This window comes from Bacteroides sp. f07 (assembly GCF_042854785.1).
Classification (GTDB): domain Bacteria; phylum Bacteroidota; class Bacteroidia; order Bacteroidales; family Bacteroidaceae; genus Bacteroides.
The window spans coordinates 679356-702214 of the sequence record NZ_BAABXI010000001.1 but is presented as its reverse complement, the minus strand read 5'-3'; the positions used below and the strand labels follow the sequence as shown (position 1 = coordinate 702214).

Below are 22859 nucleotides of genomic sequence, written 5' to 3'. Positions count from 1 at the left end.
TAAAGATTAGCCTGTTAATCGCTTACCAACCACTACCCGTTAATCACTTATCACTAAATAACTAATCATTAATAAAAAAATGGCTGAAGCAAGAATAGATAAATGGATGTGGGCTGTCCGCATCTTCAAAACACGCACGATTGCAGCAGAAGCTTGCAAGAAAGGACGTGTCACCATAAATGGCTCCCTGGTCAAAGCAGCCCGCATGGTGAAACCGGGGGATGTCATTCAAGTGAAAAAGCCTCCCATCACCTACTCCTTCAAAGTATTGCAAGCGATAGAAAAGCGTATAGGCGCAAAGCTTGTACCGGAAATGATGGAAAATGTGACTACTCCCGACCAGTACGAACTATTGGAGATGAGCAAAATCAGCGGATTCATAGACCGTGCACGTGGAACAGGACGTCCTACCAAAAAAGACCGTCGGGAATTGGAAGAGTTTACCACTCCTGAATTTTTGGATGATTTCGACTTTGATTTCGATTTTGATAGTGAAGAATAGCAAATGGGAATCTGATTTAGACATAAGAGCAAAAGAACATAAAGGCTGCGCTTAGAAAATTATTTCTACTGTTCATTAAACTACTGCAGTTTCATCTTTTGTTCCTATGTCTAAAAAGAAATTATTCTGTCATCAAACAAAGTATCATTTACAGATACACTTTTACAGCATCAATCAACTCCTGATACTCTTCATCCGTCAAGTAGACTTTCCCCGGATTCATTTGGAATATGCCGCCATAATCAGGACCATCCACATATTTCGGTGCTAAGTGAAAATGCAAATGAGACAGTTTATCAGAATAAGCGCCATAATTTATCTTCTCCGGCTGGAAAGCCTTTTGCATGGCACGGGTAACACGTGCTACATCAGCCATAAAAGCATTACGGTCTTCATCACTCAATTCATTCAAATCATTCACATGATCCTTGTATGCAACAAGGCAACGCCCACGATATGTTTGTTCCTTAAACAGGAATACATGTGACACACTCAACTGCGCAATCTCAATCATCAGATTATGCAGCGTCTCATTATTCTGGCAATACAGACATTCTTTCGGATCGCTCTTCATGATATTATTATTTTAAGTTTTTACCGGCACAAAAATAAGGATTCCATTCTTATCCCACTTGTACTTTTTCGTTTTTTTGATTGACTAATTGGTACACATTCTCTTTTTCGCCTACTACCCAAACCACGTCACCTTCTTTGAGCGGTGCATTTACATCGGGAACCATTAATGTCCCGTCTTCACTTTCCACCCCAGCTATCATGCAATGATATTTATCCCGGATACCCGATTCACGAATAGTCTTACCCCCAAAAACAGAATCACTATCAATGATAAACTGCTTCAGAGCCATCTCACTCTTTTCATATACCTCCCAGTCTATCTTCGCCCCATTCTGCATCGCTTCATTGAATACATTCAATTGTTCATCCGTTCCTATCACCTGTATCTTATCCATCGGAAACAGACGTACAGAACCACCCGGAATATTTATCCGTCTTTTTCCCCGAAGAATGGAAGCGACATGAACGCCAAACTTCTTTCCCAGATTCAATTCCAACAATGTCTTACCCGCCCAGTTGGATTCTCCCGGAATTTCCATATCCGCAAGATGCAGGTCATGCGACAATAAACGTCCGGCGTATTCCGGCTTTTTCTCTCCCAGATATTCCGCACGTACATCTCTGGAACGAAGATTCTGAAAAAAACGACGCTCAATCAATATGGATTGCTTTTTCAAGCGGCGCGACCATACCATCAACAGCACAACAAGCACAGCAACTCCGATAACCAACCCGATAGACGCCTTGAACAAGCCGGAAATAACAAAAATGACAAAGAGTGCCGCTATCATAATACGGATAACGATTGTCGACACCAAAGGAGCACGATTAGCCCGGCTATCATGCCACAAAGTCATAAACTCCGCCGAATGATTTTTCTTCACCATAATAGCCCGTAAGAAAGGAGCAATACAAAGAATGATAAACACTGCTCCAAGCAACGACGCCCAAAAATGCGGCAGATTCTCCCTAAAGAAAGGTACGACAAAGCGGAAAGAAAGCGCGATAATCGATATACTGACAATAGAATAAACCACCGTAATGCGCACCATCGCCAATATCAGCTTCTTCCACAAATTCTCATGGTTGAGCGCAGTCTGCGACCCGGAAGAGTAGCGCATCAGAAGTTTCCGCCACGAAGCGGGAAGATGGGCATCCACAAAAGAAGAAGCGGGTTCGGCAAGGCGAATCATATAAGGAGTAAGAAAAGTAGTAATGACGGAAACCGCCACCACTATCGGATACAGAAAGTCGCTCGTCACATGCAAAGAGACTCCCAAAGATGCTATAATAAAGGCGAACTCACCAATCTGCGTCAAACTAAATCCGCACTGCATAGCTGTCTTCAAAGGTTTTCCGGAAAGTATCACTCCAAAAGTGCCGAAGACAGACTGTCCCAAAATAACAGCCAGAGTAATGACAATGATAGGTACGGCATATTCTATAATCATTGCAGGATCGACCATCATGCCCACCGACACGAAAAAGATAGCTCCAAACAAGTCTTTCACTGGTTTCACCAACCGGTCTATGGATTCCGCTTCAATTGTTTCTGCCAGGATAGAACCCATGATAAATGCGCCGAATGCAGCAGAGAATCCTGTATTGGCAGCCATCACCACCATACCGAAGCAAAGTGCCAGTGATACGATAAGCAAAGTCTCTTCCCCCATCAACTTGCGGCAACGTTTCAAAAATTCCGGAATCAGATAGATACCGACCACAAACCACAAGATAAGGAAGAATACTAATTTGCCGATACTCTCCAACATCTCCGTACCTTCAAAATTGTGGCTCACCGCCATAGTAGAAAGCATCACCATCAACACAATAGCGAGAATATCCTCCAAAATCAGGATACTCAGCACCAACCCGGTAAATTGCTTTTTCCTTAATCCAAGATCATCGAACGCCTTATAAATTATCGTAGTAGAAGACATCGCAATCATACCTCCCAGGAACAAACTATCCATCCGATGCCATCCGAAGCCCATACCTACACCTATTCCCAGCAAAATCATACAGAAGATTATAGTACAGGCAGCAATAATAGCAGAACCGCCCACTTTGACAATCTTCTTAAAGCTAAATTCCAGTCCAAGAGCAAACAGCAGAAAGATGACACCTATATCCGCCCATGTTTTGATATTCGCGGCATCCATTACAGAAGGTGTATAAGGCATATGCGGACTTGCCAGAAAACCGGCAACGACATATCCCAAAACTAGAGGTTGCTTCAACTTCTTAAACAATAAAGTCATAATACCTGCACATATCAGTATCAGTGCAAGGTCGGCTATAAGAGTAGGTAATTGAGACATTATTTCATCGTATTTGATGACAAAATTATAATAAATCTACGGTATAAACAACATATTAACGGATATGTTTTATAATAGCCGGCATAAAATCAACCAGCCCCGGATAAGTTCCGACCTTATCCGGGGCTGAATCAAACAAGATGAATTCAAATCTTATTTTCTGAAAGGTGGTTTTACTATTACTGCTTTTAATTTCCGTCCGCGCATGTCAATACAGATTTCCATACCCGGCTTGCTATATTCAGGCTTCACATATCCCATACCGATACCGATTTTGCGGGTAGGCGACATAGTCCCCGAAGTCACTACTCCAATCTTCTCCCCTTCCGGATTTACGAGTTCATAGCCATGACGAGGAATTCCCCGGTCAATCATTTCAAAACCGACCAACTTGCGGGTAGTTCCCTCCGCTTTCTGTTTCTCCAGCATGGGGCGGTTGATAAAATCCTTACCTTCTACAAACTTGGTAATCCATCCCAATCCGGCTTCTATCGGAGAAGTTGTGTCATCCAAATCATTACCGTACAGGCAGAATCCCATTTCCAATCGGAGTGTATCACGAGCCCCCAAGCCGATAGGCTTGATACCAAACTCTTCCCCCGCTTCGAAAACAGCCTTCCAGATAGTGTCGGCAGCATCCGGATAGAAATAAAGTTCGAAACCACCTGCCCCTGTATACCCCGTATTGGAGATAATAACATTCTCTACGCCCGCAAACTTCCCTACTTTAAACGTATAATACGGAATAGCGGACAAATCAATATCCGTCAATTTCTGCAAAGCAAGAATTGCTTTCGGACCTTGCACGGCAAGCTGACCGATATTATCAGAAGAGTTTTCCAGCTCCGCACCTTCCGTATTATGGGAAACGCACCAGTTCCAGTCTTTCTCCATATTGGCAGCGTTGACTACCAACATATATTTTTCCGGTTCATACTGATACACCAGCAAGTCATCTACAATACCGCCTTCTTCATTAGGAAAACAAGTATATTGTATCTTGCCTGGAGTAAGCGCTGCCACATTATTGGAAGTCACTTTTTGAAGAAAGGCCAATGCATTCGGACCTTTCACCCAAAATTCTCCCATATGGGACACATCAAACACACCGACATTCTGGCAAACCGTGAGATGTTCGTCAATGATGCCGGAGTATTCAATAGGCATATTATAACCTGCAAATTCATGCATTTTAGCACCGAGTGCTATGTGCTTCTCTGTAAACGGAGTGGTTTTCATATTCTTTTTAAGTATTAAGTTTTAAGTATTAGCGATACCTGACTACGAAATCTTATCTGGAAGCCACCAGTTCGGCAATCTTCACAATGACTTTCATAGCCTTTTCCATATTCTGAACAGGAACGAATTCATAACGTCCGTGGAAATTCAACCCGCCGGCAAAAATATTCGGACAAGGCAACCCTTTGAAAGAAAGTTGCGCACCGTCCGTACCACCACGAATCGGTTTCACGTTCGGCTTCACGCCAACAGCTTCCATTGCGGCAAAAGCAGTATCGATGATATGCATTACCGGTTCTATCTTCTCACGCATATTATAATATTGGTCGCGCAGTTCGAGAGTTACCGTACCTGCCCCATATTCCTCATTCATCAGAGCAACCAGACGTTCCATTTCTTTCTTACGGTCTTCAAATTTTGCACGGTCATGGTCGCGGATGATATAAGAAACAGTGCTTTGCTCCACTTCACCCTGGATACCTATCAGATGATAAAAACCTTCATATCCGGTAGTATGTTCTGGTCTTTCCTGTGCAGGCAGCATGGTGATAAACCGATTGGCAAGATAGATAGAATTAATCATCTTGTCCTTGGCATATCCCGGATGCACATTACGTCCCTTAAAGGTAATCTTAGCGGCAGCAGCATTGAAGTTTTCAAACTCCAGCTCCCCTACTTCACCACCATCCATTGTATATCCCCACTCACAGCCGAATTTCTCTACATCGAACTTATGAGCACCCTCACCGATTTCTTCATCCGGATTGAAACCGATACGGATCTTTCCATGTTTGATTTCGGGATGTTCCTTCAGATAAACCACTGCCGATATGATTTCTGCAATACCTGCTTTATCGTCAGCGCCAAGCAAAGTCTTTCCGTTGGTAACAATCAAATCTTCCCCTTTATGCTCCAGCAATTCCGGAAATTGTACAGGAGAAAGGATTATATTCTCTTCAGCACAAAGCACGATATCCGAACCGTCGTACTTTTCGACAATGCGCGGAGTTACATCCTTACCGCTCATATCGGGACTAGTATCCATATGAGCGATAAATCCGACAGTCGGCACTTCCTTATCTATATTGGCGGGAAGCGTGGCAAAAAGATAGCCATGCTCATCCAAAGTAATATCTTCCAATCCCAAAGATTCCAGTTCCGCTTTCAGATATTCGGCGAATATCATCTGTTTCGGAGTACTGGGAGTAAGCCCTGTCGATTCGTCAGATTGCGTATCGAAGCTTACGTACTTTAAAAATCTGTCTACTAAAGTCATTTTATTTACGATTTAACGATTTACTACTTACTATTTGATAGTTTACAATGCCGTAAAGGTAAAAAAAGAGCCGTGAATTACAAAGCAATTCACGGCTCTTTTTTATTGTATAATCTTTTTTAAAAGTGGCTACTGCCATCAAAGCAATGTGTACACACTTTACATTTGGGCAATCCGATAGCTTCAATCAGTGTTTCCAGCGTATTGAACTTCAAAGAAGACAGGCCGAAACGTTCGGCAATGATACTGACCATCTTTTCATATTCGGGAGAACCGGTAGTGGCATATTTCTCCAGATTCTTATTTTCGTCACCTTCCAGTTCCTTGATAATGCGGCGGGTTATCAATTCCAGCGCATTCTTGGAAGCAGAGAATCCCACAAACGGGCAAGCATAAATCAACGGTGGACAAGCGATACGCATATGCACCTCTTTTGCTCCATAATCATACAAAATCTTCACATTGTCACGTAGCTGCGTACCGCGGACGATTGAATCGTCACAAAACAACAGACGTTTTCCCTGAAGCATCGCACGGTTCGGAATCAATTTCATCTTAGCGACCAGCGAACGCATTTCCTGGTTGCTGGGTGTAAAACTGCGAGGCCATGTCGGTGTATATTTAGAGATGGCACGGTGATAGGGAACTCCCTTACCTTCCGCATATCCTAAAGCCATACCTACTCCCGAATCAGGGATACCACAGGCGCAATCAACTTCCGACTTATCCGTCTGCCCCATCTTCAATCCGCTTGTGAAACGGACTTCTTCTACATTCTTGCCCTCATAGCAAGAAGTCGGGAAACCGTAATATACCCATAGGAACGAACAAATCTGCATATCCTCATTCGGTTCACGAAGCTGCTCGATATGATCGTCATACATACGGACTATTTCACCGGGACCTAAATACTTCTCAATCTCATAATCCAAATTCGGGAAACTGGATGATTCGCTTGTTGCCGCATAAGCACCGTCCTTCTTACCGATTACAATGGGAGTACGTCCCCATTGGTCACGTGCGGCAATGATACTTCCGTCTTCCGTCAGAATAAGCATGGAACAAGAACCTTTGATGTGCTTGAACACATTTTCGATGCCTTCAACAAAGTTTCTGCCTTGTATAAGAAGCAATGCGATAAGTTCCGTTTGATTGGTGCTGCTCGAACTAAGTTCGGCGAAGTGCATATTCTGATTGAGGAGTTCGTCTTCCAGTTGCTGGATATTGACTATTTTTGCGACGGTGATAATGGCGAAGCGCCCGAGGTGAGAGTTGATAATAATAGGTTGTGCATCTGTGTCACTGATGATGCCGATGCCGGCGTTTCCTTTAAACTTGTCCAGTTCTCCTTCGAACTTGGTTCGGAAGTAAGTACTTTCCAAATTGTGAATGGAACGGATAAACCCTTTTTCCTTACTATATGTAGCGAGTCCACCCCGCTTCGTACCCAGATGTGAGTTATAATCTGTACCGTAGAATAAATCAGTCACGCAACTAGTTTTCGAGACTGTTCCGAAAAAACCTCCCATGTCGTTCTCTTTATTGATGATGTTTTAAAAAAGATGCGCAAAAGTACAAAAAAGAATCCGTCTGATAAAAAAAGAGCCCCGCAAAGTTTTAGATTTCTTCGCGGGACAACAACTAATTTTTATTAAAAAGGTGGTTTCGAAAAACAATCCTCTTACCTGAATCTTATTTCCATTTCTTTATTAACTTCTTGTCGCCCGGAGTTGTCCCAATCAAACTCAATGCAAATCCACCGCTACGGGCGAGTTTCGCGGAGATTCGGTTTCCCGCGGTTACAATTCCTCTCTTTATTTGATAAAAAGTCGGATTCCTTTCATAGCCAGCATCTTTACCATCTTCATAAAGTGTAGCCACATACTGTTTCCCCGGTTCAAGGAAGTCGAGTACAAAAGTAGAAGTTTTAGTGTCTGCCAAAGCAAGTCCATTCATTAACCCCGGATCATTTTTCATTTCCAGTCCCAGTGAAGAAAAAATAGAGTAGTCTTGTCGAATAAAGCAGAATAATTACATTCACATATCACTGTTTCTTCTTATATTTGCGAGTAATTACTTATTTTCTAAAAATAGCACATTTTATATTATTCAAGTTATGGCACAGCACCTTAAATCCACCCTCTTATTCGTATTCACACTGTCCGCTTGTCATATATCCGCCCAGTCCTTACGAAAATTAATGGAACAACCATTCGGAATCATCGAATCAAAATGGGAAACAAATGTACAAGGCGGCAGGGAACTCAATTACTATAACAAAGATTATTGCGACTATTATCTATATCGCATGAACGACCGTTCCTACAATCTGACTCCCGGGAAAAATACAATATTCAAAATAGAAAAGAACACACCGTTCGAGAATCCGTTCAAAAGTTCATCCACTTACAGATACTACCGCGGCAAGTTCCCCAAAGATTTCCAAATCAACACTCCTTATGCCCTCCCCGTGAAGGACGGACAAAAGACAGGTTGGCAAACCGACCCGCGAGAACCTCTAAAAACACTCAACTTCCGTATAAAAGAAGGCGATACCATTTATGCAACCCGCAGCGGAATAGCCTGTACGACAGCCAATCCACGGCAACTGCTAATCTATCATCCCGACCAGACGTTTGCGGCTTATCTCGTGATGAACGAAAATTTCATTCAACCGGGCGAGGAAGTACAAGTAGGACAACCCGTCGGAAAAGCCGGATCTTCAAGAGTTTCCATCTCATTTTTCTTTCTGGATGAGAACAAGTTCAAAGGCGGAGAATCCTCGGGGTATCCTTACTCCCACTTTGCTCCGGTATTCCGTACAACAGAAGGAGACATCAAGCTCAAAGAAAAGACAATCTATCAGGCTGTCATCGACGATGAACTTATCACACAGGATATGACCAAACGCGACAAAAAGAAATATATGAAACATAAAAACCAGAAATAACAGCAACATCATCATGCGCACACTTTCTCTTCTCTTTTCTTTTTTGTTCTTTTGCAGTTTGCTCGATGCACAGACTGTACAAATAGAATATGCCGGCGACCCGCTTCCCGAGAAAGACCGGCGGAATATCGAGCAATTCATCAGTTATGAAGTCAATTTCTACACACAATTCGGACTGCCCGATACGCTGACCCTTCAACTGCATGTATTCGAGGATAAAAAAGAGGCCATGGAGTATCTTGAAAGCGTAAACATATCCCTGCCATTCAAAGCGGCAGGCATATATTCGCCCAAACTGCAGAAGGCAATCATACTGGGACGGGAAAAAGGACGGGAAAGAAGCCTTGCCATTATTTACCACGAACTTAGCCACCACTTTGTCCGGCAAATTCTTGGCAGATTTCCTCCCAGTTGGCTCAACGAAGGACTGTCAGAATACTTCGAGCATTGCAAGATAACGAAGAAGGGTCTCCGCCACACCTTCACCGAATATGAGCAAGGGAGAATCCGCACGATGTATATGTTGGGAGAAATCGATCTCCCTACATTTATGAATAGCGGATACGGCAAGTTTATGAAACGGCAGGCAACCGACGAGCAATATTCATATATTCTCGCACACGCACTTGTCACATTCTGGATAGAAACAGTCCCCAGAGATATATTGAAGAAGCTCATCGCTTCCTTGCAAAACAAAGACGACCTGTCGACTGTTTCCGAACGGATAGACTGCGTCTACCCCGGCGGCTTCCGGCAATTCGAAAAAGATTTTGAAGCGGCCTACAAATAATGCAAATGTTAAAACCAAATGAGTAAAGAAATCATCTATATCTTTATCGGCGGCGGCACCGGTAGCGCGTTGCGCTATTGCGTCCAGTTGTTTATGCACGAGCGGATTGTGCCTTATCATTTCCCATGGGCGACGTTCACCGTCAATCTTCTCGGCAGTTTTCTTATCGGCCTGTTTTATGCACTTTCGGAACGGTTTCATCTTCCTTTCGAAGTACGCCTGTTCTTGACAACGGGACTGTGCGGTGGTTTTACTACCTTCTCTACGTTCTCCAGTGACGGCATAGGTCTGCTGAAAGGAGAATTTTACGGGACATTCATTCTATATACCTTATTAAGTATAGGAATAGGGCTGGCTGCCGCACTGGGTGGCGGATATATGGGAAAGCAAATTTAAATATCCGAATATAAAAGCTATCTTTGCGGCATGATAAAAAGAAACTCTACAAAACCCGTCCGCGTAGTCCCTCCCATGATGGAAGAACAGGAAATCAGTATGCGCACCTTAGAGGAATGGCTCGACAGAGAAGAAACAGTATCCCATCTTCTGTTCCGCAAAGGAAGAGAGGAAGGTATCGACAAATCTTACAAGAGCTTCAAGAACTGCACATTTCAGCATCAGACATTCAGCGAGTGCAAGTTCCGCTCTTCCCAACTGACCGATGTGCGTTTCGAGAATTGCGATTTATCAAACATATCCTTTTCCGGAAGCGCTCTTTACCGGGTAGAGTTTGTCTCTTGCAAACTATTAGGAACCAATTTGTCCGAGACAACCATGAACCACGTCCTGCTGCACGACTGCAATGCAGGATATATCAACCTCGCCATGAGCAAAATGAATCAGGTACGCTTTGCACACAGCCTGCTTCGGAACGGGAGTCTGAACGACTGCCGCTTTTCATCAGTAGCTTTTGACAATTGCGACCTGGTGGAAGCTGACTTTTCGCACGCTCCGCTTCGCGGAATAGACTTGCGCACTTCCCGTATCAGTGGAATCACGCTCAATATTAGCGACCTGAAAGGAGCTGTCATTACCTCCATGCAAGCAATGGATCTGCTTCCGCTATTAAGTGTTATTATCGAAGATTAAAATCCTGCCAAATTCGTTTCATTATACTCAAACAAAAAGCATCGTCCCGTTGTTATATAATAAGGTCGGACTAACGACATATAGGGAACAGGTATAAAAAGAATACCTATTTATAGTGATTTTCCACTCGCCGTCAAGTCCGTACTTTTGCAGAAATCTTATTCAAAAACAATAGAAACGATGAAAATTGAAAAAATTGTAGCTCGAGAAATTCTCGATTCAAGAGGTAACCCCACAGTAGAAGTTGACGTAGTATTGGAATCAGGCATCATGGGACGCGCATCAGTGCCGTCGGGTGCTTCCACAGGTGAACACGAAGCATTGGAGCTTCGCGACGGTGACAAACAACGCTATGGTGGAAAAGGTGTACAAAAAGCGGTTGACAATGTAAATAAAATCATTGCTCCGAAGTTGGTCGGAATGTCTTCACTCAATCAGAGAGGAATCGACTACGCAATGCTGGCACTGGATGGCACTAAGACTAAATCAAACTTAGGCGCCAACGCTATCCTCGGCGTATCTCTTGCCGTAGCCAAAGCTGCCGCCAATTATCTGGATCTTCCTTTATACCGCTATATCGGTGGAACAAACACCTATGTAATGCCCGTACCGATGATGAACATTATCAACGGCGGTTCACATAGCGATGCTCCTATCGCATTCCAGGAATTTATGATTCGCCCGGTAGGTGCTCCTTCTTTCAGAGAAGGTTTGCGTATGGGTGCTGAAGTATTCCATGCATTGAAGAAAGTTCTGAAAGACCGTGGCCTTAGCACTGCCGTAGGTGACGAAGGTGGTTTCGCTCCTAACTTGGAAGGTACGGAAGACGCCCTGAACTCTATCCTTGCCGCTATCAAAGCAGCAGGTTACGAACCGGGCAAAGACGTAATGATCGGTATGGACTGCGCTTCTTCCGAATTCTACCACGACGGTATTTACGACTACACCAAATTTGAAGGCGAGAAAGGCAAGAAGCGTACCGCCGAAGAGCAAATCAACTACTTGGAAGAACTAATCAACAAATATCCTATCGACTCTATCGAAGACGGTATGAGCGAAAACGACTGGGACGGCTGGAAGAAACTGACCGAACGCATCGGCAACCGCTGCCAGTTGGTAGGTGACGACCTGTTCGTGACAAACGTCGATTTCCTTGCAATGGGTATCGAAAAAGGTTGTGCCAACTCTATCCTGATTAAAGTAAACCAGATCGGTTCACTGACAGAAACCTTGAACGCTATCGAAATGGCTCACCGCCACGGCTATACTACCGTTACTTCCCACCGTTCCGGTGAAACGGAAGACGCTACTATCGCCGACATCGCAGTAGCTACCAACAGCGGACAAATCAAAACTGGTTCTTTGAGCCGTTCGGATCGTATGGCTAAGTACAATCAGTTACTCCGCATTGAAGAAGAGCTTGGCGATTTGGCAGTATATGGATATAAGAGAATTAAGTAAATAGATTCTTATAATAAAGATGAGAGAGGGTGGATTCAATTGTAATCCATCCTCTCTTTTTTTGCAAAATTATTTCTCTACTTATTTGATAGATTTGAAAAAATAATAACTACATTTGCAACGTCTAATATATTTTGGCGGCGGGGAAACCTGCCTATTGTTGCAGCGGGCATTTTTATGCTCGTATGTAATTTCCTATATGGCGGTTTCGTACCCCCATAGGGAGTGTTAATGCACCTCTAAACCTGCCGCCGTGTATGTTAGACAATGGGATAGGCGAAACCGCTTTCTTTTAGCTCTTCCACTCTCCCATCAATCTATTATTCATCTTTTAAATTTTAGGATTATGGAAAACAGTCAAACAAAAAACGTTCAGGAAGAGACATCAGGAATCATGAACCAGTACATCTTGTCCCAATTCTGTTCTGAAAAAGAAATGAAAACGTATTATTTACAAATGTCTACAATGATACGTTCAACAGGTAGTCACCTCTCTATTGATAAGGAGTACACTATCTTAAAGAAGCTATGCAGCAAACTTAAACAATATTACAGTTTTATCCAAACGCTAGGCGACCACGAATGGGACAAAGGAATATCGGATATCCAAAAAGCCTTAGGCATTTATCTAATGCAAAACGATATAGACAGCAAAGTACGCAAACAAACCAATCAGGAAATTGCCGCTCAACTACAATTCATTATTTTTCTATCCGGCAATAGCAATATTATCAAGCAAATTCAAGGAATACTGCATCAGCATTTATCCAATGTGACGCATTTACTTAAATCCTATCCAGCACATTCATGTAATCCGGAAGAATAGCGGACACCTGAATGCATAAGTAAAATAAGAAAGAAAATAATCACTTATAAAAGAGGATGTATTGTCATCCTCTTTATAACATAACGTTTTTAAAATCTTCGACTAATCCTCAACTAAGCCTGTGCATTCGGAACCGCACGTTTTAATACATCCTTCAATGTTTCGATCAATTCTATCCTTCTCATATTCTTCACTTAAATGATTTGTTTCATAGAAAGTAACAAATAAAAATCAACATTTCCTAATTAAAGAAACAACATTCCTTCACTACAGCCTAATCATACACGACATCCTAAGAGACAAGCCATAGAGTCTCATATTTTTTCGCATATTTGATAATCCGTAAACGACCGGAAGTCTTTTATTACGTATCATATTATATACAAGGATAAATAATGATAAATCAGGAAGAAATACAGAAGTTGGTAGACCGGAGTCGACAGGACGATAAAGAAGCATTTGGTCGTTTGGTTTCCGAATTCCAGTCATTAGTATTCCGGCTTTCTTTCCGGTTACTTTGCGATGAGGATGAAGCAAAAGATATAACGCAGGAAACATTTGTCAAAGTCTGGCTATCACTGAAATCATATGATAGAGAAAAGCGCTTTTCTACCTGGCTTTATAAAATCACCTGCAATGCTTGTCACGACCGTTTACGTTCATTAAGCCATTCACCTTTGGACAAAGAATCTTCTTTTTCTGATTCAGCAAATATTCCTTCAAACGACAATATTGAAATATCACTCGCCAACAAACAGTTGAAAGAATTGATATTGCGCTATACTGACGAACCGCCCGCACAACAGAAAGTAGTTTTCATGCTTCGGGATGTCGAAGAGCTGGAAGTGACGGAAGTTCAGAGTATCACAGGATTATCCCCGGAAAAGATAAAGAGTACCTTGTATCTGGCACGGAAGAATATACGTAATAAAATGAATCAAATAGACCCTGACTTATGAAACAAGAAGATAAACAATATGAAAAATGGCTGTCCGAACTCAAAAACAAACAGCCAATATTGAAGAACCCGGAAGAGTTGACAACAGCTATTCTGAATAGCATCTCTCCATCCCCGTCCCGTTCAAACCCCGGAAGGAAAAAGTTTCTGATTGGCGCCTGGCTGTCAGGACTTGCTGCCGCAGTGTTGCTCCTACTGTTTATAAACGACGCCTATCTTTCTCCCATACCTCAACAAAATGAATATGGAGATTGGCAAAACAGTACTTCATTCTCATTACCGGAGAATTGGAAAGAGATGGGACTTCAGGAGAAAAATAATTATCTGTCCTCTCAATTCACGCGACATCGGCAACACCGGCAGACGCGCATTAACCAGTTAATCAAAGAAAACCGTTCTAAATAAATTAGGATATGAAAACTAATCATTTATTCATAGCAGCATTGTTGCTACTCGGTACAGTTTCTTGTGGCACCAATTACCGAATGACTTCGCAGATAGGAAGTGACGGAAGTATATACAGGGAAGTCTATGCGCGAGGTGATTCCGCTTTCATCGCAGGAGATAAGAATCACAATCCATATATGTTTCAAATAGATGCAGGCTGGCAAATAGTAAAGCTGGACTCTGCCATCAAATTCGACTTCTGGGGGGAGAAAGAAAAACTGAACGTAAAAGTTTGCAGAAAACTACCGGTTGTAGATGGAGAATACTTTTCCGTCACAAAAGGAAAAAAAATATATGTATCCCTTAGCCATACCCACAGAACGAGTGAAAAAAAACTTCAGGTGGTTTTATACCTATTATACATATACCGCCACCTACAAAGAACTTATGGATAAAGGGCCTGTCCCCCTCAGTAATTACATGAATAAAAAAGAGCAAATCATTTGGTTTTGCGGAGATAACAGTGCTTACAACGGGCTAAGTGGAATGGAACTGAAAGATAAACTGAACGGAATCGAAAGCAAATTCGGAGAATGGTATAGCCGTAGCCAATACGAAATCAACTGGGAAGTAATTCGTGATTTCATTTTGGCGCAGGGCGACACAACCAATATATACCGTTTGGACGAATCAAAAGAAGCAGTTTATAAAAACCACTTCTCCACCCAAGACACTTGGGGAGATGCCCAAATAGATGTTCTCTGTAATATTTTTGATAAAATCTACCAAACAAAATACTATTCAGAGCTTTATCTAAAGAATAAAGAAGCCATGAATAATATGGGCGAGGAAAAAATCAAAATTGCCGAAGTGCTCTATAACTCCATACAATTTGAGTTGTCAATGCCCAGCATACTACTTTCTTCCAATGCAAGAACACTAAATAACAATTCAGCCATTTGGAAAATAGATGGTTTCCGGCTCCTGACAGACAATTACACCCTTCACGCAGAATCACGGGTTATCAATTATTGGGCATTCGGAGTTACATTACTAATCATTCTAACAATTTTAGGAGCCTTTGTAAAATTATACAGGTGTACTCGATAGGTAAAAAAAATAGATAAAAAATTCACGATCAACAGCTTATACACTTCCAAAATACACAGTTCCGAACTGGTCATTTCGGAACTGTTTTCGATACTATGCGAATATATAAAAAAGCATCCGGGCAAATACCTGAATGCTTTTCTTCTTCAATTTTGAGCCTCTTGTCGGATTCGAACCAACGACCCCGAGATTACAAATCACGTGCTCTGGCCAACTGAGCTAAAGAGGCGGGTGGGTAAGCTATCTATATCGCGCCGCTACAACCAACTACCTTTGCTGCGATCAAGCCCTGGAGGATTCGAAGGGAGCTGGCCGTATAGGACTTACCCGTTTTGCGGTTGCAAAGGTAGGCATTTTTATGGATTCTGCAATAGCTAAAGATAACTTTTTTCACACAGAACAACTAACCATCTACATTTCAAGCAATTAAAAGTATAAAAAAAATCTTAGGCGGCAACTTCCCTTGCTTTATTAACTTTAACAACCATATTCCCTCTACCAACCGATATTATTTGTACCTTTGTGCGCAATTTAGAAATAAAGATGACAGAAAACAGAATCTATTTACAGAAATATGCCATGCACTTTGGCACGTATATGGGAGTCTATTGGATATTGAAATTCATACTATTTCCATTGGGATTTCGTATTCCTTTCTTTTCTTTCCTATTTATAATCCTGACATTAGCCGTACCATTCATCGGTTACCACTATACAAAAATGTATCGGGACAAAATATGCGGAGGAAGCATCCAGTTCTCACATGCCGTTCTCTTCAGCATCTTCATGTATATGTTCGCGTCCTTACTGGTAGCCGTGGCACACTATATCTATTTCCAGTTTATCGACCACGGATTTATCATTAATTCCTATACCCAGCTATGGGACGAATTGATGGCCAACACCCCCGCCTTGATAGAAAGCAAAGAGATTATAAAAGAAACGATAGACAGTGTCCGTTCACTCAATTCCATTAATATAACCATGCAGCTATTGTCATGGGATGTATTTTGGGGAAGTATCCTCGCCATCCCTACTGCATTGATGGTGATGAAAAGAGCCAAACCTGAGAACGACGAGCCTTCACAATCGTAACTTGTAATTCGTAATTTAGAAGTAAAAAGATGGATATATCAGTTGTAGTCCCATTATTCAATGAAGAAGAGTCACTACCCGAACTCTACGCTTGGATAGAACGGGTAATGCAAGCCAACGGATTCTCATTCGAAGTGATTTTCGTTAATGACGGAAGCACTGACCGCTCATGGGAAGTGATAGAAAAGCTCAAAGCACAATCAGAACACGTAAAAGGAATCAAATTCCGTCGCAACTATGGTAAATCTCCCGCACTCTACTGCGGATTTGCCGAAGCTCAGGGTGACGTAGTTATCACGATGGATGCAGACCTGCAGGACAGCCCGGACGAAATTCCAGAACTCTACCGGATGATAACCCAGGATGGTTATGATCTCGTATCCGGCTGGAAACAAAAAAGATATGACCCGCTATCAAAAACGTTACCAACGAAGTTATTCAACGCAACCGCACGCAAAGTGTCGGGCATCAAAAACCTGCACGATTTTAACTGCGGACTGAAAGCATATCGCAAAGATGTCGTAAAACACATCGAAGTGTACGGTGAAATGCACCGTTACATCCCCTATCTGGCAAAGAATGCCGGATTCAAGAAAATCGGTGAAAAGGCTGTCCATCATCAGGCACGTAAGTTTGGCTCTACCAAATTCGGTGGCTGGAACCGTTTCTTCAACGGCTATCTGGACTTGATTTCCCTCTGGTTCCTTTCCAAGTTCGGAATCAAGCCGATGCATTTCTTCGGTTTATTAGGTTCGCTGATGTTCTTTATCGGATTCATATCAGTGGCCGTTGTAGGCGCCAGCAAGCTATATGCCATGTCCAATGGTCTGCCCTACCGACTGGTGACCGACTCTCCCTATTTTTATCTGTCACTCACGGCAATGATTATAGGTACGCAATTGTTCCTTGCCGGATTCCTTGGCGAACTAATCTCGCGCAACGCACCGGAACGGAACAACTATCAGATAGAAAAGAAAATTTGATTCACATTCAATAATTGACTATGAAGAATTTAGTTCGTATCTTTCTCCTATTGATAATCGTCGGTGCCGCCGTGGGCATCCACAGTTCGTGCTCGGACGAGAACGACTGTTCGCTGGCAGGACGTCCGATGATGTATTGCACGTTCAAAGTCCTCAATCCGGACGATAAGACCGAAGTATTAAATGATACGCTTGACTCGTTGACAATTAAGGCATTGGGAACAGACTCAATCATTCTCAACAACGAGAAGAAAGTACATAAGATAATGCTGCCATTACGCTACACAAGCGATTCTACCGTATTTATTTTCCAATATGACCCGGTACGTAGCCCCAATGATGTAGACACCTTATATATCGTACAACAAAATACCCCCTATTTCCAATCAATGGAATGTGGATATATGATGAAACAAAATATCCTCAGTGCCAAGTTCGGAAACAGAGCAGGTAGCTCGGAGAAAATAGACTCCATCTATTTTAGAAATAAAGAAGCCAATACTAATGAAATTGAGAATCTACAGATATTCTTTAAATATCGTGACCGTACACCGGATACGACTGACTAGCCTTCTTCTGCTCTTTTGTATCGGGCTTCCGTTGTTGGCACAACAGCAACGCCCTACCCATACACCCAAAAGAGATCAGAAAAAGAATAAGGTTGCCGAAGTGGACACCATTCCTTTTTACAATGGTACGTACATCGGCGTGGACTTGTACGGCATAGGAAGCAAACTTCTGGGCGGTGACTTCATGAGTTCTGAAGTCAGCGTGGCAGTCAACCTCAAAAACAAGTTCATCCCTACTATTGAATTTGGTATGGGCGGAACGGATACATGGAGTGAAACTGGTATCCACTACAAAAGCAAAACTGCCCCATTCTTCCGGATCGGCGTGGACTACAACACCATGGCAAAGAAGAAAGAGAAAAACAGCTACCTATATGCAGGTATCCGTTACGCATTCAGCTCTTTCAAATATGACGTATCCACCATGCCCGCAGGCGACCCTATCTGGGGAGACGTTATAGGCAACCCCAGTCTGGAAGACGATTATTGGGGCGGAAGCGTACCTTTCAGCCATTTGGGAATGAAAGGTTCCGTGCAGTGGCTGGAAATCGTTTTAGGTGTCAAAGTGCGTATTTACAAGAACTTCAACATGGGCTGGTCGGTACGCATGAAATACAAGACAAGTGCCTCTACCGGAGAGTACGGCGACCCGTGGTATGTGCCCGGCTACGGAAAGTTTAAATCAAACAATATGGGAATCACTTATTCCCTCATTTATAAATTGCCTCTTTAAAATATAATGACAGGACTGGAGATTTGGTTTCTTGCAATAGGTTTGGCGATGGATTGTTTCGCCGTTTCGATTGCAAGTGGTATTATTTTGAAACGTACCCAATGGAAGCCTATGCTGGTCATGGCTTTTGCGTTCGGGCTTTTTCAAGCAATCATGCCTTTTATCGGATGGATGTTTGCCAAAAGTTTCAGCCATCTTATAGAAAGTGTAGACCATTGGATTGCTTTCGCAATTCTCGCCTTTCTTGGCGGCAGGATGATTTGGGAGTCTTTCAAGGAAGAAGAATGCTGCCAGTTATTCAATCCTACAAGCCTGAAGGTGGTATTCACTATGGCAGTAGCAACAAGTATCGACGCGCTGGCGGTGGGCATTTCGTTTGCCTTTCTAGGAGTTCAGAGCTATAATGAAATCCTGTCTCCTATCCTTATCATAGGATTTGTCTCATTCGTCCTGTCGCTAATCGGACTTATCTTCGGTATCCAATGCGGCTGCGGACTGGCACGGAAATTGAAAGCGGAATTATGGGGTGGCATCATCCTGGTCATTATCGGAATCAAAATATTAATCGAACATCTGTTTTTCCAATAAAACAAGTTTCTTCATCAAACAAAAAAGCGTATGAAAACAAAAAAAAGTTTCCTTTGGCTGGCATTCCTGATTCTGGCAAGCATCTGGATAATAGCCAAGCACAACCAGAAGGCCAACTACAACAGTATCAAAGGTCTGGTATTCGGAACTATATATAAAATCACCTACGAGCACGAGGGTGACTTAAAACCGGAAATCGAAGCCGAACTACAACGTTTTGACTATTCCCTGTCGCCATTCAACGACAGTTCTGTCATTAGCCGTGTAAACCGTAACGAAGAATTGGTTACCGACAGCTTCTTTCAAAATTGCTTCAACCGTTCGATTGAAATATCACGCGAGACAAAAGGCGCTTTCGACATCACGATAGCTCCTCTTGCCAACGCTTGGGGATTTGGCTTCAAGAAAGGAGCTTTCCCTGATTCATTAATGATAGACAGTCTGCTGCAAATCACCGGATATGAGAAGGTGAAACTGGAGAACGGTGAAGTTATCAAACAAGATCCACGTATCATGTTGAGCTGTAGCGCAGTAGCCAAAGGGTATTCGGTAGATGTAGTAGCACGCCTGCTCGACCGAAAAGGTATAAAAAACTATATGGTAGACATTGGCGGCGAGGTGGTAGTGAAAGGCAAAAACCCCTCCAATGGCTTATGGCGCATTGGAATCAATAAACCCGTTGACGACTCACTGGCCGTAAACCAAGAACTACAAACAATACTCGAAATTTCAGACTTAGGCTTGGCTACTTCCGGCAACTATCGCAACTATTACTATAAAGACGGCAAAAAATATGCCCATACCATCGACCCGAGAACGGGCTATCCTGTACAACACAGCATCTTATCTTCTACTGTAATCGCCAAAGACTGCATGACTGCCGACGCCCTAGCTACCGCATTCATGGTGATGGGGCTGGAAGAAGCGGAGACTTTTTGCAAAGCAAACCCGGAGATTGACGCTTACTTTATTTACAGTGGAGAAAACGGAGAGTTCAAGACTTACTATACGGAAGGAATGAAAAAGTACATAGCGAAATAAAATCCGTTTCTTCTCTTTCATTCCTTTCACATGAGGATAAGTCTCAAGCTATCAACTATTTCGTGTGATTACTTAAAGATTAATGCCCTTTTCACATTCTTCACGACCGGTATCATCACAAAAACACCATTTATCGTGAAGGATGTGCCGCATCTCTCGACACCCCATAATAACCGGGAGCAGGCACATACATCGGTTGAGTGCGCAAGCCGATATTCACCAGTTTTCCTTCTCCACGCAGACGAACCAAATGTGTTTTTGCCGTAGTACGAGCCAAGCCGCATATCTCTTGAAAGTCACGACGGGTCATCATCTGATGTCCGGCAAAATATTCTTTCAACAACATGTCAATCTCCACCTCCGAAACCTTCTCCGAATGGCGGACGTACTTGGACTGACTGGCACGGACGCCAACAAAATGTCCTTTCAGATTAGTGTCAGGACGGAAACGGACTGTTTTAAAAGTCACTTTATTGGTTTTGTGCGGAGTGCTGCGGGTCACTTTCCCCGTAGCCGCCAAAGTGGGATAAAAATAACCGATTCCCTCGATATGCACTTCTTTCCCCTCACTCAACGACTCGCCGAGAATCTTCGACAGGTTGTCGAGCACATTCTTCACATCACCCACAGTCAACGAACTGTAATCATGAATCCTGTAACAAAGTGTTTCCGTATCCACCTTACCATTCATAAAGATACGCGGATGCAACGCTGCCTCTTCTTCGTCCGAAGATGCATTAGGATTTTCATACCAATCAAATACAATAGCCATTACTTCTTTTCAATTTAAATGTGTAACTTCATCATAGGACGACTGTAATCGGCTATTCGGACAACTGAAATCGGCTGTTCAGTCAACTATAGTCAGCCAACAAGACAACTTTAGTCGGCTTTCCTTAAACAAGCACTAAAGATACGACAAAGTAACGACATATCAGCATAAGAAAACTTGTTTTTCATTTCAGAAGAAAATAAACATTTTCTTAGCCAAATACTTGCAAACCCCATATCTCATGTTATACCGTAGCAGCATCAACCGGTCGAAAAAACGACCTGTCCTTCTCACGCAACAAGTGATTGATTTTTTGAAAGCACGAATACTACTTTTTATTCATTTCATAAACACAAAATACACCGCCGCAATCAAACAAACGAACGCCGCCAAATGATTCCAGTGCAACGCTTCTCCTTTGAAAAAAACAGTTGTGAACACCGTAAAGATGACAAGAGTTATCACTTCCTGGATAACTTTCAACTGCATCAATGAAAACGGACCGCCGTTACCAATAAATCCGATACGGTTCGCAGGTATTTGACATGAGTACTCAAAGAAAGCGATCGCCCAACTAAAAGCAATCACCCCTATCAACGGAAGAGCTGCGAACCAGCTATATTCCTGTTTCATTTTCAGATGTCCGTACCAAGCAAATGTCATAAAGACATTAGACACGATGAGCAACAAAATTGTATATATCCCTTTCATAACAATCTATTCAAATTTATCTATTCAATCTATTTTATCCGGTAATAATTCTTCCTGTACATTCGTCATGCTTCCCCAAAGGCTGTACCGGGCTTCCGGATTCATCGCTTCCAGTTGTCGCAAAACACCTTTCATATCGCTCCGGCTGGATTGCGATTCGTAAGGACAGTTTTTCACTTGCTTCCGATAGCCATGCAAAGCCGCCAATTCTACCAAATCCGATTCGTGAACCATGCACATCGGACGGATGATTGTCATATCAAACTTCTTCATCACCAACCGGGGCGGCATAGTGCTGAACGCACCCTGATAAGTGATATTCATCAGCAAAGTTTCCAGAATGTCATCCATATGATGTCCCAAAGCTATTTTATTGCACCCTTGTTCCTTGGCAACCGTAAACAAGGCTTTCCGACGATTCCACGAACAAAGGAAACAGGGAGACTTGCGTGTATCCGTAGAGGGGTCAAATGAAGTTTCGTATTGGAGAAAAGGTACTCCGTATGCTTCACAATGCGCTTTCAGATACTCTGTATCGCTTTGATAAGGAATATTTTTCATCACTACATGGACGGCAACGACAGAGAAACGAGGCTTGTAGATACGTGCGCGTTTGCCCAACAGTTCTACAAGCGCCAACGAATCTTTCCCACCCGACAGTCCGATAAGGATTTTATCCCCTTCTTCTATCAGCCCATATTGCACCACTCCTTTGTTGAACCGCCTATCAATACGGCGAATGGTTTTCTCTTCTTCTGTAAATTGTGCCATATCTTCAAAAATCGGCTGCAAAAGTAAGCGAAAAGAATGATTTAAAGAAGAATTAACATAATAGAATCTCTGAAAAAGGGTTTATTTCTAATAAATTTGTACTTTTGAACA

General features: G+C 42.6%; 25 protein-coding genes, 1 tRNA gene and 1 pseudogene. 17 read left to right on the top strand and 10 right to left on the bottom strand.

Going from position 1 to position 22859, the window contains the following annotated elements; translation table 11 throughout:
* Positions 1–79 precede the first annotated feature (79 nt).
* Complete coding sequence (locus ACGHVY_RS02905; RefSeq protein WP_175630020.1) at positions 80–502, top strand: RNA-binding S4 domain-containing protein; 423 nt, start codon at positions 80–82, stop codon at positions 500–502.
* Between the two features lie 148 nt (positions 503–650).
* Here ACGHVY_RS02905 and ACGHVY_RS02900 read toward each other — a convergent pair whose 3' ends face one another.
* The 6 genes and pseudogenes from ACGHVY_RS02900 to ACGHVY_RS02875 form a co-directional block, all read right to left on the bottom strand.
* Positions 651–1076 carry an HIT family protein gene (locus ACGHVY_RS02900; protein WP_390597011.1) on the bottom strand — a complete coding sequence of 142 codons (426 nt, stop codon included), beginning with the start codon at positions 1074–1076 and terminating at the stop codon, positions 651–653.
* Positions 1077–1125: 49 nt separating this feature from the next.
* A complete protein-coding gene (locus ACGHVY_RS02895; RefSeq protein WP_390597009.1) occupies positions 1126–3399 on the bottom strand; it encodes a cation:proton antiporter in 2274 nt (757 codons plus the stop codon).
* Between the two features lie 153 nt (positions 3400–3552).
* On the bottom strand, positions 3553–4638 hold the full coding sequence (gene gcvT, locus ACGHVY_RS02890; RefSeq protein ID WP_390597007.1) for a glycine cleavage system aminomethyltransferase GcvT: 1086 nt from the start codon (positions 4636–4638) through the stop codon (positions 3553–3555).
* Positions 4639–4690: 52 nt separating this feature from the next.
* Positions 4691–5914: a peptidase T gene (gene pepT / locus ACGHVY_RS02885; RefSeq protein ID WP_390597005.1), complete on the bottom strand. Its 1224-nt coding sequence runs from the start codon at positions 5912–5914 to the stop codon at positions 4691–4693.
* A gap of 119 nt (positions 5915–6033) precedes the next feature.
* Positions 6034–7443, bottom strand: coding sequence for an amidophosphoribosyltransferase (locus ACGHVY_RS02880; RefSeq protein ID WP_308746366.1), 1410 nt, complete (start codon positions 7441–7443; stop codon positions 6034–6036).
* 163 nt (positions 7444–7606) lie between these two features.
* Positions 7607–7840 (bottom strand): annotated as a pseudogene (locus tag ACGHVY_RS02875) (glycoside hydrolase family 97 C-terminal domain-containing protein); the annotation flags it as partial.
* 190 nt (positions 7841–8030) lie between these two features.
* Here ACGHVY_RS02875 and ACGHVY_RS02870 point away from each other — a divergent pair.
* The 10 genes from ACGHVY_RS02870 to ACGHVY_RS02825 all read left to right on the top strand — a co-directional run bounded on the left by ACGHVY_RS02870 (position 8031) and on the right by ACGHVY_RS02825 (position 15485).
* On the top strand, positions 8031–8864 hold the full coding sequence (locus ACGHVY_RS02870; RefSeq protein WP_308746365.1) for a M23 family peptidase: 834 nt from the start codon (positions 8031–8033) through the stop codon (positions 8862–8864).
* 13 nt (positions 8865–8877) lie between these two features.
* Entirely contained in the window at positions 8878–9654 is a 777-nt protein-coding gene (locus ACGHVY_RS02865; protein ID WP_390597002.1) for a hypothetical protein, read from the top strand.
* A gap of 18 nt (positions 9655–9672) precedes the next feature.
* Complete coding sequence (gene crcB, locus ACGHVY_RS02860; RefSeq protein WP_308746363.1) at positions 9673–10050, top strand: fluoride efflux transporter CrcB; 378 nt, start codon at positions 9673–9675, stop codon at positions 10048–10050.
* Positions 10051–10080: 30 nt separating this feature from the next.
* Positions 10081–10743: a pentapeptide repeat-containing protein gene (locus ACGHVY_RS02855; protein ID WP_390597000.1), complete on the top strand. Its 663-nt coding sequence runs from the start codon at positions 10081–10083 to the stop codon at positions 10741–10743.
* A gap of 180 nt (positions 10744–10923) precedes the next feature.
* Positions 10924–12204, top strand: a complete 1281-nt coding sequence (eno, locus tag ACGHVY_RS02850; protein ID WP_308746361.1) for a phosphopyruvate hydratase — start codon at positions 10924–10926, stop codon at positions 12202–12204.
* 346 nt (positions 12205–12550) lie between these two features.
* Entirely contained in the window at positions 12551–13030 is a 480-nt protein-coding gene (locus ACGHVY_RS02845) for a hypothetical protein (RefSeq protein WP_390596998.1), read from the top strand.
* Between the two features lie 395 nt (positions 13031–13425).
* A complete protein-coding gene (locus ACGHVY_RS02840; RefSeq protein WP_390596996.1) occupies positions 13426–13989 on the top strand; it encodes an RNA polymerase sigma factor in 564 nt (187 codons plus the stop codon).
* Positions 13986–14393, top strand: a complete 408-nt coding sequence (locus tag ACGHVY_RS02835; RefSeq protein ID WP_390596994.1) for a hypothetical protein — start codon at positions 13986–13988, stop codon at positions 14391–14393. Before ACGHVY_RS02840 ends, ACGHVY_RS02835 begins: the two co-directional genes overlap by 4 nt.
* Positions 14394–14401: 8 nt before the next feature.
* Positions 14402–14830, top strand: coding sequence for a hypothetical protein (locus ACGHVY_RS02830; protein WP_390596992.1), 429 nt, complete (start codon positions 14402–14404; stop codon positions 14828–14830).
* Positions 14831–14855: 25 nt separating this feature from the next.
* Positions 14856–15485, top strand: a complete 630-nt coding sequence (locus ACGHVY_RS02825) for a hypothetical protein (RefSeq protein WP_390596990.1) — start codon at positions 14856–14858, stop codon at positions 15483–15485.
* A gap of 155 nt (positions 15486–15640) precedes the next feature.
* Here the strand turns inward: ACGHVY_RS02825 and ACGHVY_RS02820 are convergent.
* Positions 15641–15714 (bottom strand) — tRNA-Thr (locus tag ACGHVY_RS02820).
* A gap of 308 nt (positions 15715–16022) precedes the next feature.
* Here ACGHVY_RS02820 and ACGHVY_RS02815 point away from each other — a divergent pair.
* From ACGHVY_RS02815 to ACGHVY_RS02790, 6 genes are read left to right on the top strand one after another with little or no spacing between them, the layout of a single operon-like run.
* A complete protein-coding gene (locus ACGHVY_RS02815) occupies positions 16023–16580 on the top strand; it encodes a DUF4199 domain-containing protein (RefSeq protein WP_308747356.1) in 558 nt (185 codons plus the stop codon).
* Between the two features lie 29 nt (positions 16581–16609).
* The gene (locus tag ACGHVY_RS02810) at positions 16610–17563 is read left to right on the top strand and encodes a glycosyltransferase family 2 protein (RefSeq protein WP_390596988.1); all 954 of its coding nucleotides are present in this window, start codon (positions 16610–16612) and stop codon (positions 17561–17563) included.
* Between the two features lie 20 nt (positions 17564–17583).
* Positions 17584–18132, top strand: coding sequence for a DUF6452 family protein (locus ACGHVY_RS02805; protein WP_390596986.1), 549 nt, complete (start codon positions 17584–17586; stop codon positions 18130–18132).
* Positions 18068–18865 (top strand): DUF6048 family protein, encoded by a 798-nt coding sequence (locus ACGHVY_RS02800; RefSeq protein ID WP_390596984.1) that lies wholly within the window; start codon positions 18068–18070, stop codon positions 18863–18865. The genes ACGHVY_RS02805 and ACGHVY_RS02800 overlap by 65 nt, the downstream gene beginning before the upstream one ends.
* A gap of 6 nt (positions 18866–18871) precedes the next feature.
* Entirely contained in the window at positions 18872–19453 is a 582-nt protein-coding gene (locus tag ACGHVY_RS02795) for a manganese efflux pump MntP family protein (RefSeq protein WP_390596982.1), read from the top strand.
* Between the two features lie 30 nt (positions 19454–19483).
* On the top strand, positions 19484–20494 hold the full coding sequence (locus ACGHVY_RS02790) for an FAD:protein FMN transferase (protein ID WP_308747354.1): 1011 nt from the start codon (positions 19484–19486) through the stop codon (positions 20492–20494).
* A gap of 130 nt (positions 20495–20624) precedes the next feature.
* On the opposite strand, the gene ACGHVY_RS02785 is transcribed toward ACGHVY_RS02790, so the two are convergent.
* The 3 genes from ACGHVY_RS02785 to ACGHVY_RS02775 all read right to left on the bottom strand — a co-directional run bounded on the left by ACGHVY_RS02785 (position 20625) and on the right by ACGHVY_RS02775 (position 22748).
* The gene (locus ACGHVY_RS02785) at positions 20625–21266 is read right to left on the bottom strand and encodes an HU family DNA-binding protein (protein ID WP_308747355.1); all 642 of its coding nucleotides are present in this window, start codon (positions 21264–21266) and stop codon (positions 20625–20627) included.
* 339 nt (positions 21267–21605) lie between these two features.
* On the bottom strand, positions 21606–21977 hold the full coding sequence (locus ACGHVY_RS02780; protein ID WP_121766208.1) for a DMT family protein: 372 nt from the start codon (positions 21975–21977) through the stop codon (positions 21606–21608).
* Between the two features lie 24 nt (positions 21978–22001).
* Entirely contained in the window at positions 22002–22748 is a 747-nt protein-coding gene (locus tag ACGHVY_RS02775) for an ATP-binding protein (protein WP_390596979.1), read from the bottom strand.
* Between the last annotated feature and the right edge of the window lie 111 nt (positions 22749–22859).

Excerpts from the sequence above, each read along its gene's own strand:
- gcvT (WP_390597007.1), bottom strand. The coding sequence starts at position 4,638 with ATGAAAACCACTCCGTTTACAGAGAAGCACATAGCACTCGGTGCTAAA.
- ACGHVY_RS02855 (WP_390597000.1), top strand. The coding sequence starts at position 10,081 with ATGATAAAAAGAAACTCTACAAAACCCGTCCGCGTAGTCCCTCCCATG.
- ACGHVY_RS02800 (WP_390596984.1), top strand. The coding sequence starts at position 18,068 with ATGAAATTGAGAATCTACAGATATTCTTTAAATATCGTGACCGTACAC.
- ACGHVY_RS02895 (WP_390597009.1), bottom strand. The coding sequence starts at position 3,399 with ATGTCTCAATTACCTACTCTTATAGCCGACCTTGCACTGATACTGATA.
- ACGHVY_RS02780 (WP_121766208.1), bottom strand. The coding sequence starts at position 21,977 with ATGAAAGGGATATATACAATTTTGTTGCTCATCGTGTCTAATGTCTTT.
- ACGHVY_RS02790 (WP_308747354.1), top strand. The coding sequence starts at position 19,484 with ATGAAAACAAAAAAAAGTTTCCTTTGGCTGGCATTCCTGATTCTGGCA.
- ACGHVY_RS02845 (WP_390596998.1), top strand. The coding sequence starts at position 12,551 with ATGGAAAACAGTCAAACAAAAAACGTTCAGGAAGAGACATCAGGAATC.
- ACGHVY_RS02795 (WP_390596982.1), top strand. The coding sequence starts at position 18,872 with ATGACAGGACTGGAGATTTGGTTTCTTGCAATAGGTTTGGCGATGGAT.
- crcB (WP_308746363.1), top strand. The coding sequence starts at position 9,673 with ATGAGTAAAGAAATCATCTATATCTTTATCGGCGGCGGCACCGGTAGC.
- ACGHVY_RS02905 (WP_175630020.1), top strand. The coding sequence starts at position 80 with ATGGCTGAAGCAAGAATAGATAAATGGATGTGGGCTGTCCGCATCTTC.
- ACGHVY_RS02825 (WP_390596990.1), top strand. The coding sequence starts at position 14,856 with ATGAATAAAAAAGAGCAAATCATTTGGTTTTGCGGAGATAACAGTGCT.
- ACGHVY_RS02810 (WP_390596988.1), top strand. The coding sequence starts at position 16,610 with ATGGATATATCAGTTGTAGTCCCATTATTCAATGAAGAAGAGTCACTA.
- ACGHVY_RS02805 (WP_390596986.1), top strand. The coding sequence starts at position 17,584 with ATGAAGAATTTAGTTCGTATCTTTCTCCTATTGATAATCGTCGGTGCC.
- eno (WP_308746361.1), top strand. The coding sequence starts at position 10,924 with ATGAAAATTGAAAAAATTGTAGCTCGAGAAATTCTCGATTCAAGAGGT.
- ACGHVY_RS02870 (WP_308746365.1), top strand. The coding sequence starts at position 8,031 with ATGGCACAGCACCTTAAATCCACCCTCTTATTCGTATTCACACTGTCC.
- ACGHVY_RS02865 (WP_390597002.1), top strand. The coding sequence starts at position 8,878 with ATGCGCACACTTTCTCTTCTCTTTTCTTTTTTGTTCTTTTGCAGTTTG.
- ACGHVY_RS02775 (WP_390596979.1), bottom strand. The coding sequence starts at position 22,748 with ATGGCACAATTTACAGAAGAAGAGAAAACCATTCGCCGTATTGATAGG.
- ACGHVY_RS02840 (WP_390596996.1), top strand. The coding sequence starts at position 13,426 with ATGATAAATCAGGAAGAAATACAGAAGTTGGTAGACCGGAGTCGACAG.
- ACGHVY_RS02830 (WP_390596992.1), top strand. The coding sequence starts at position 14,402 with ATGAAAACTAATCATTTATTCATAGCAGCATTGTTGCTACTCGGTACA.
- ACGHVY_RS02900 (WP_390597011.1), bottom strand. The coding sequence starts at position 1,076 with ATGAAGAGCGATCCGAAAGAATGTCTGTATTGCCAGAATAATGAGACG.
- pepT (WP_390597005.1), bottom strand. The coding sequence starts at position 5,914 with ATGACTTTAGTAGACAGATTTTTAAAGTACGTAAGCTTCGATACGCAA.
- ACGHVY_RS02880 (WP_308746366.1), bottom strand. The coding sequence starts at position 7,443 with ATGGGAGGTTTTTTCGGAACAGTCTCGAAAACTAGTTGCGTGACTGAT.
- ACGHVY_RS02785 (WP_308747355.1), bottom strand. The coding sequence starts at position 21,266 with ATGGCTATTGTATTTGATTGGTATGAAAATCCTAATGCATCTTCGGAC.
- ACGHVY_RS02835 (WP_390596994.1), top strand. The coding sequence starts at position 13,986 with ATGAAACAAGAAGATAAACAATATGAAAAATGGCTGTCCGAACTCAAA.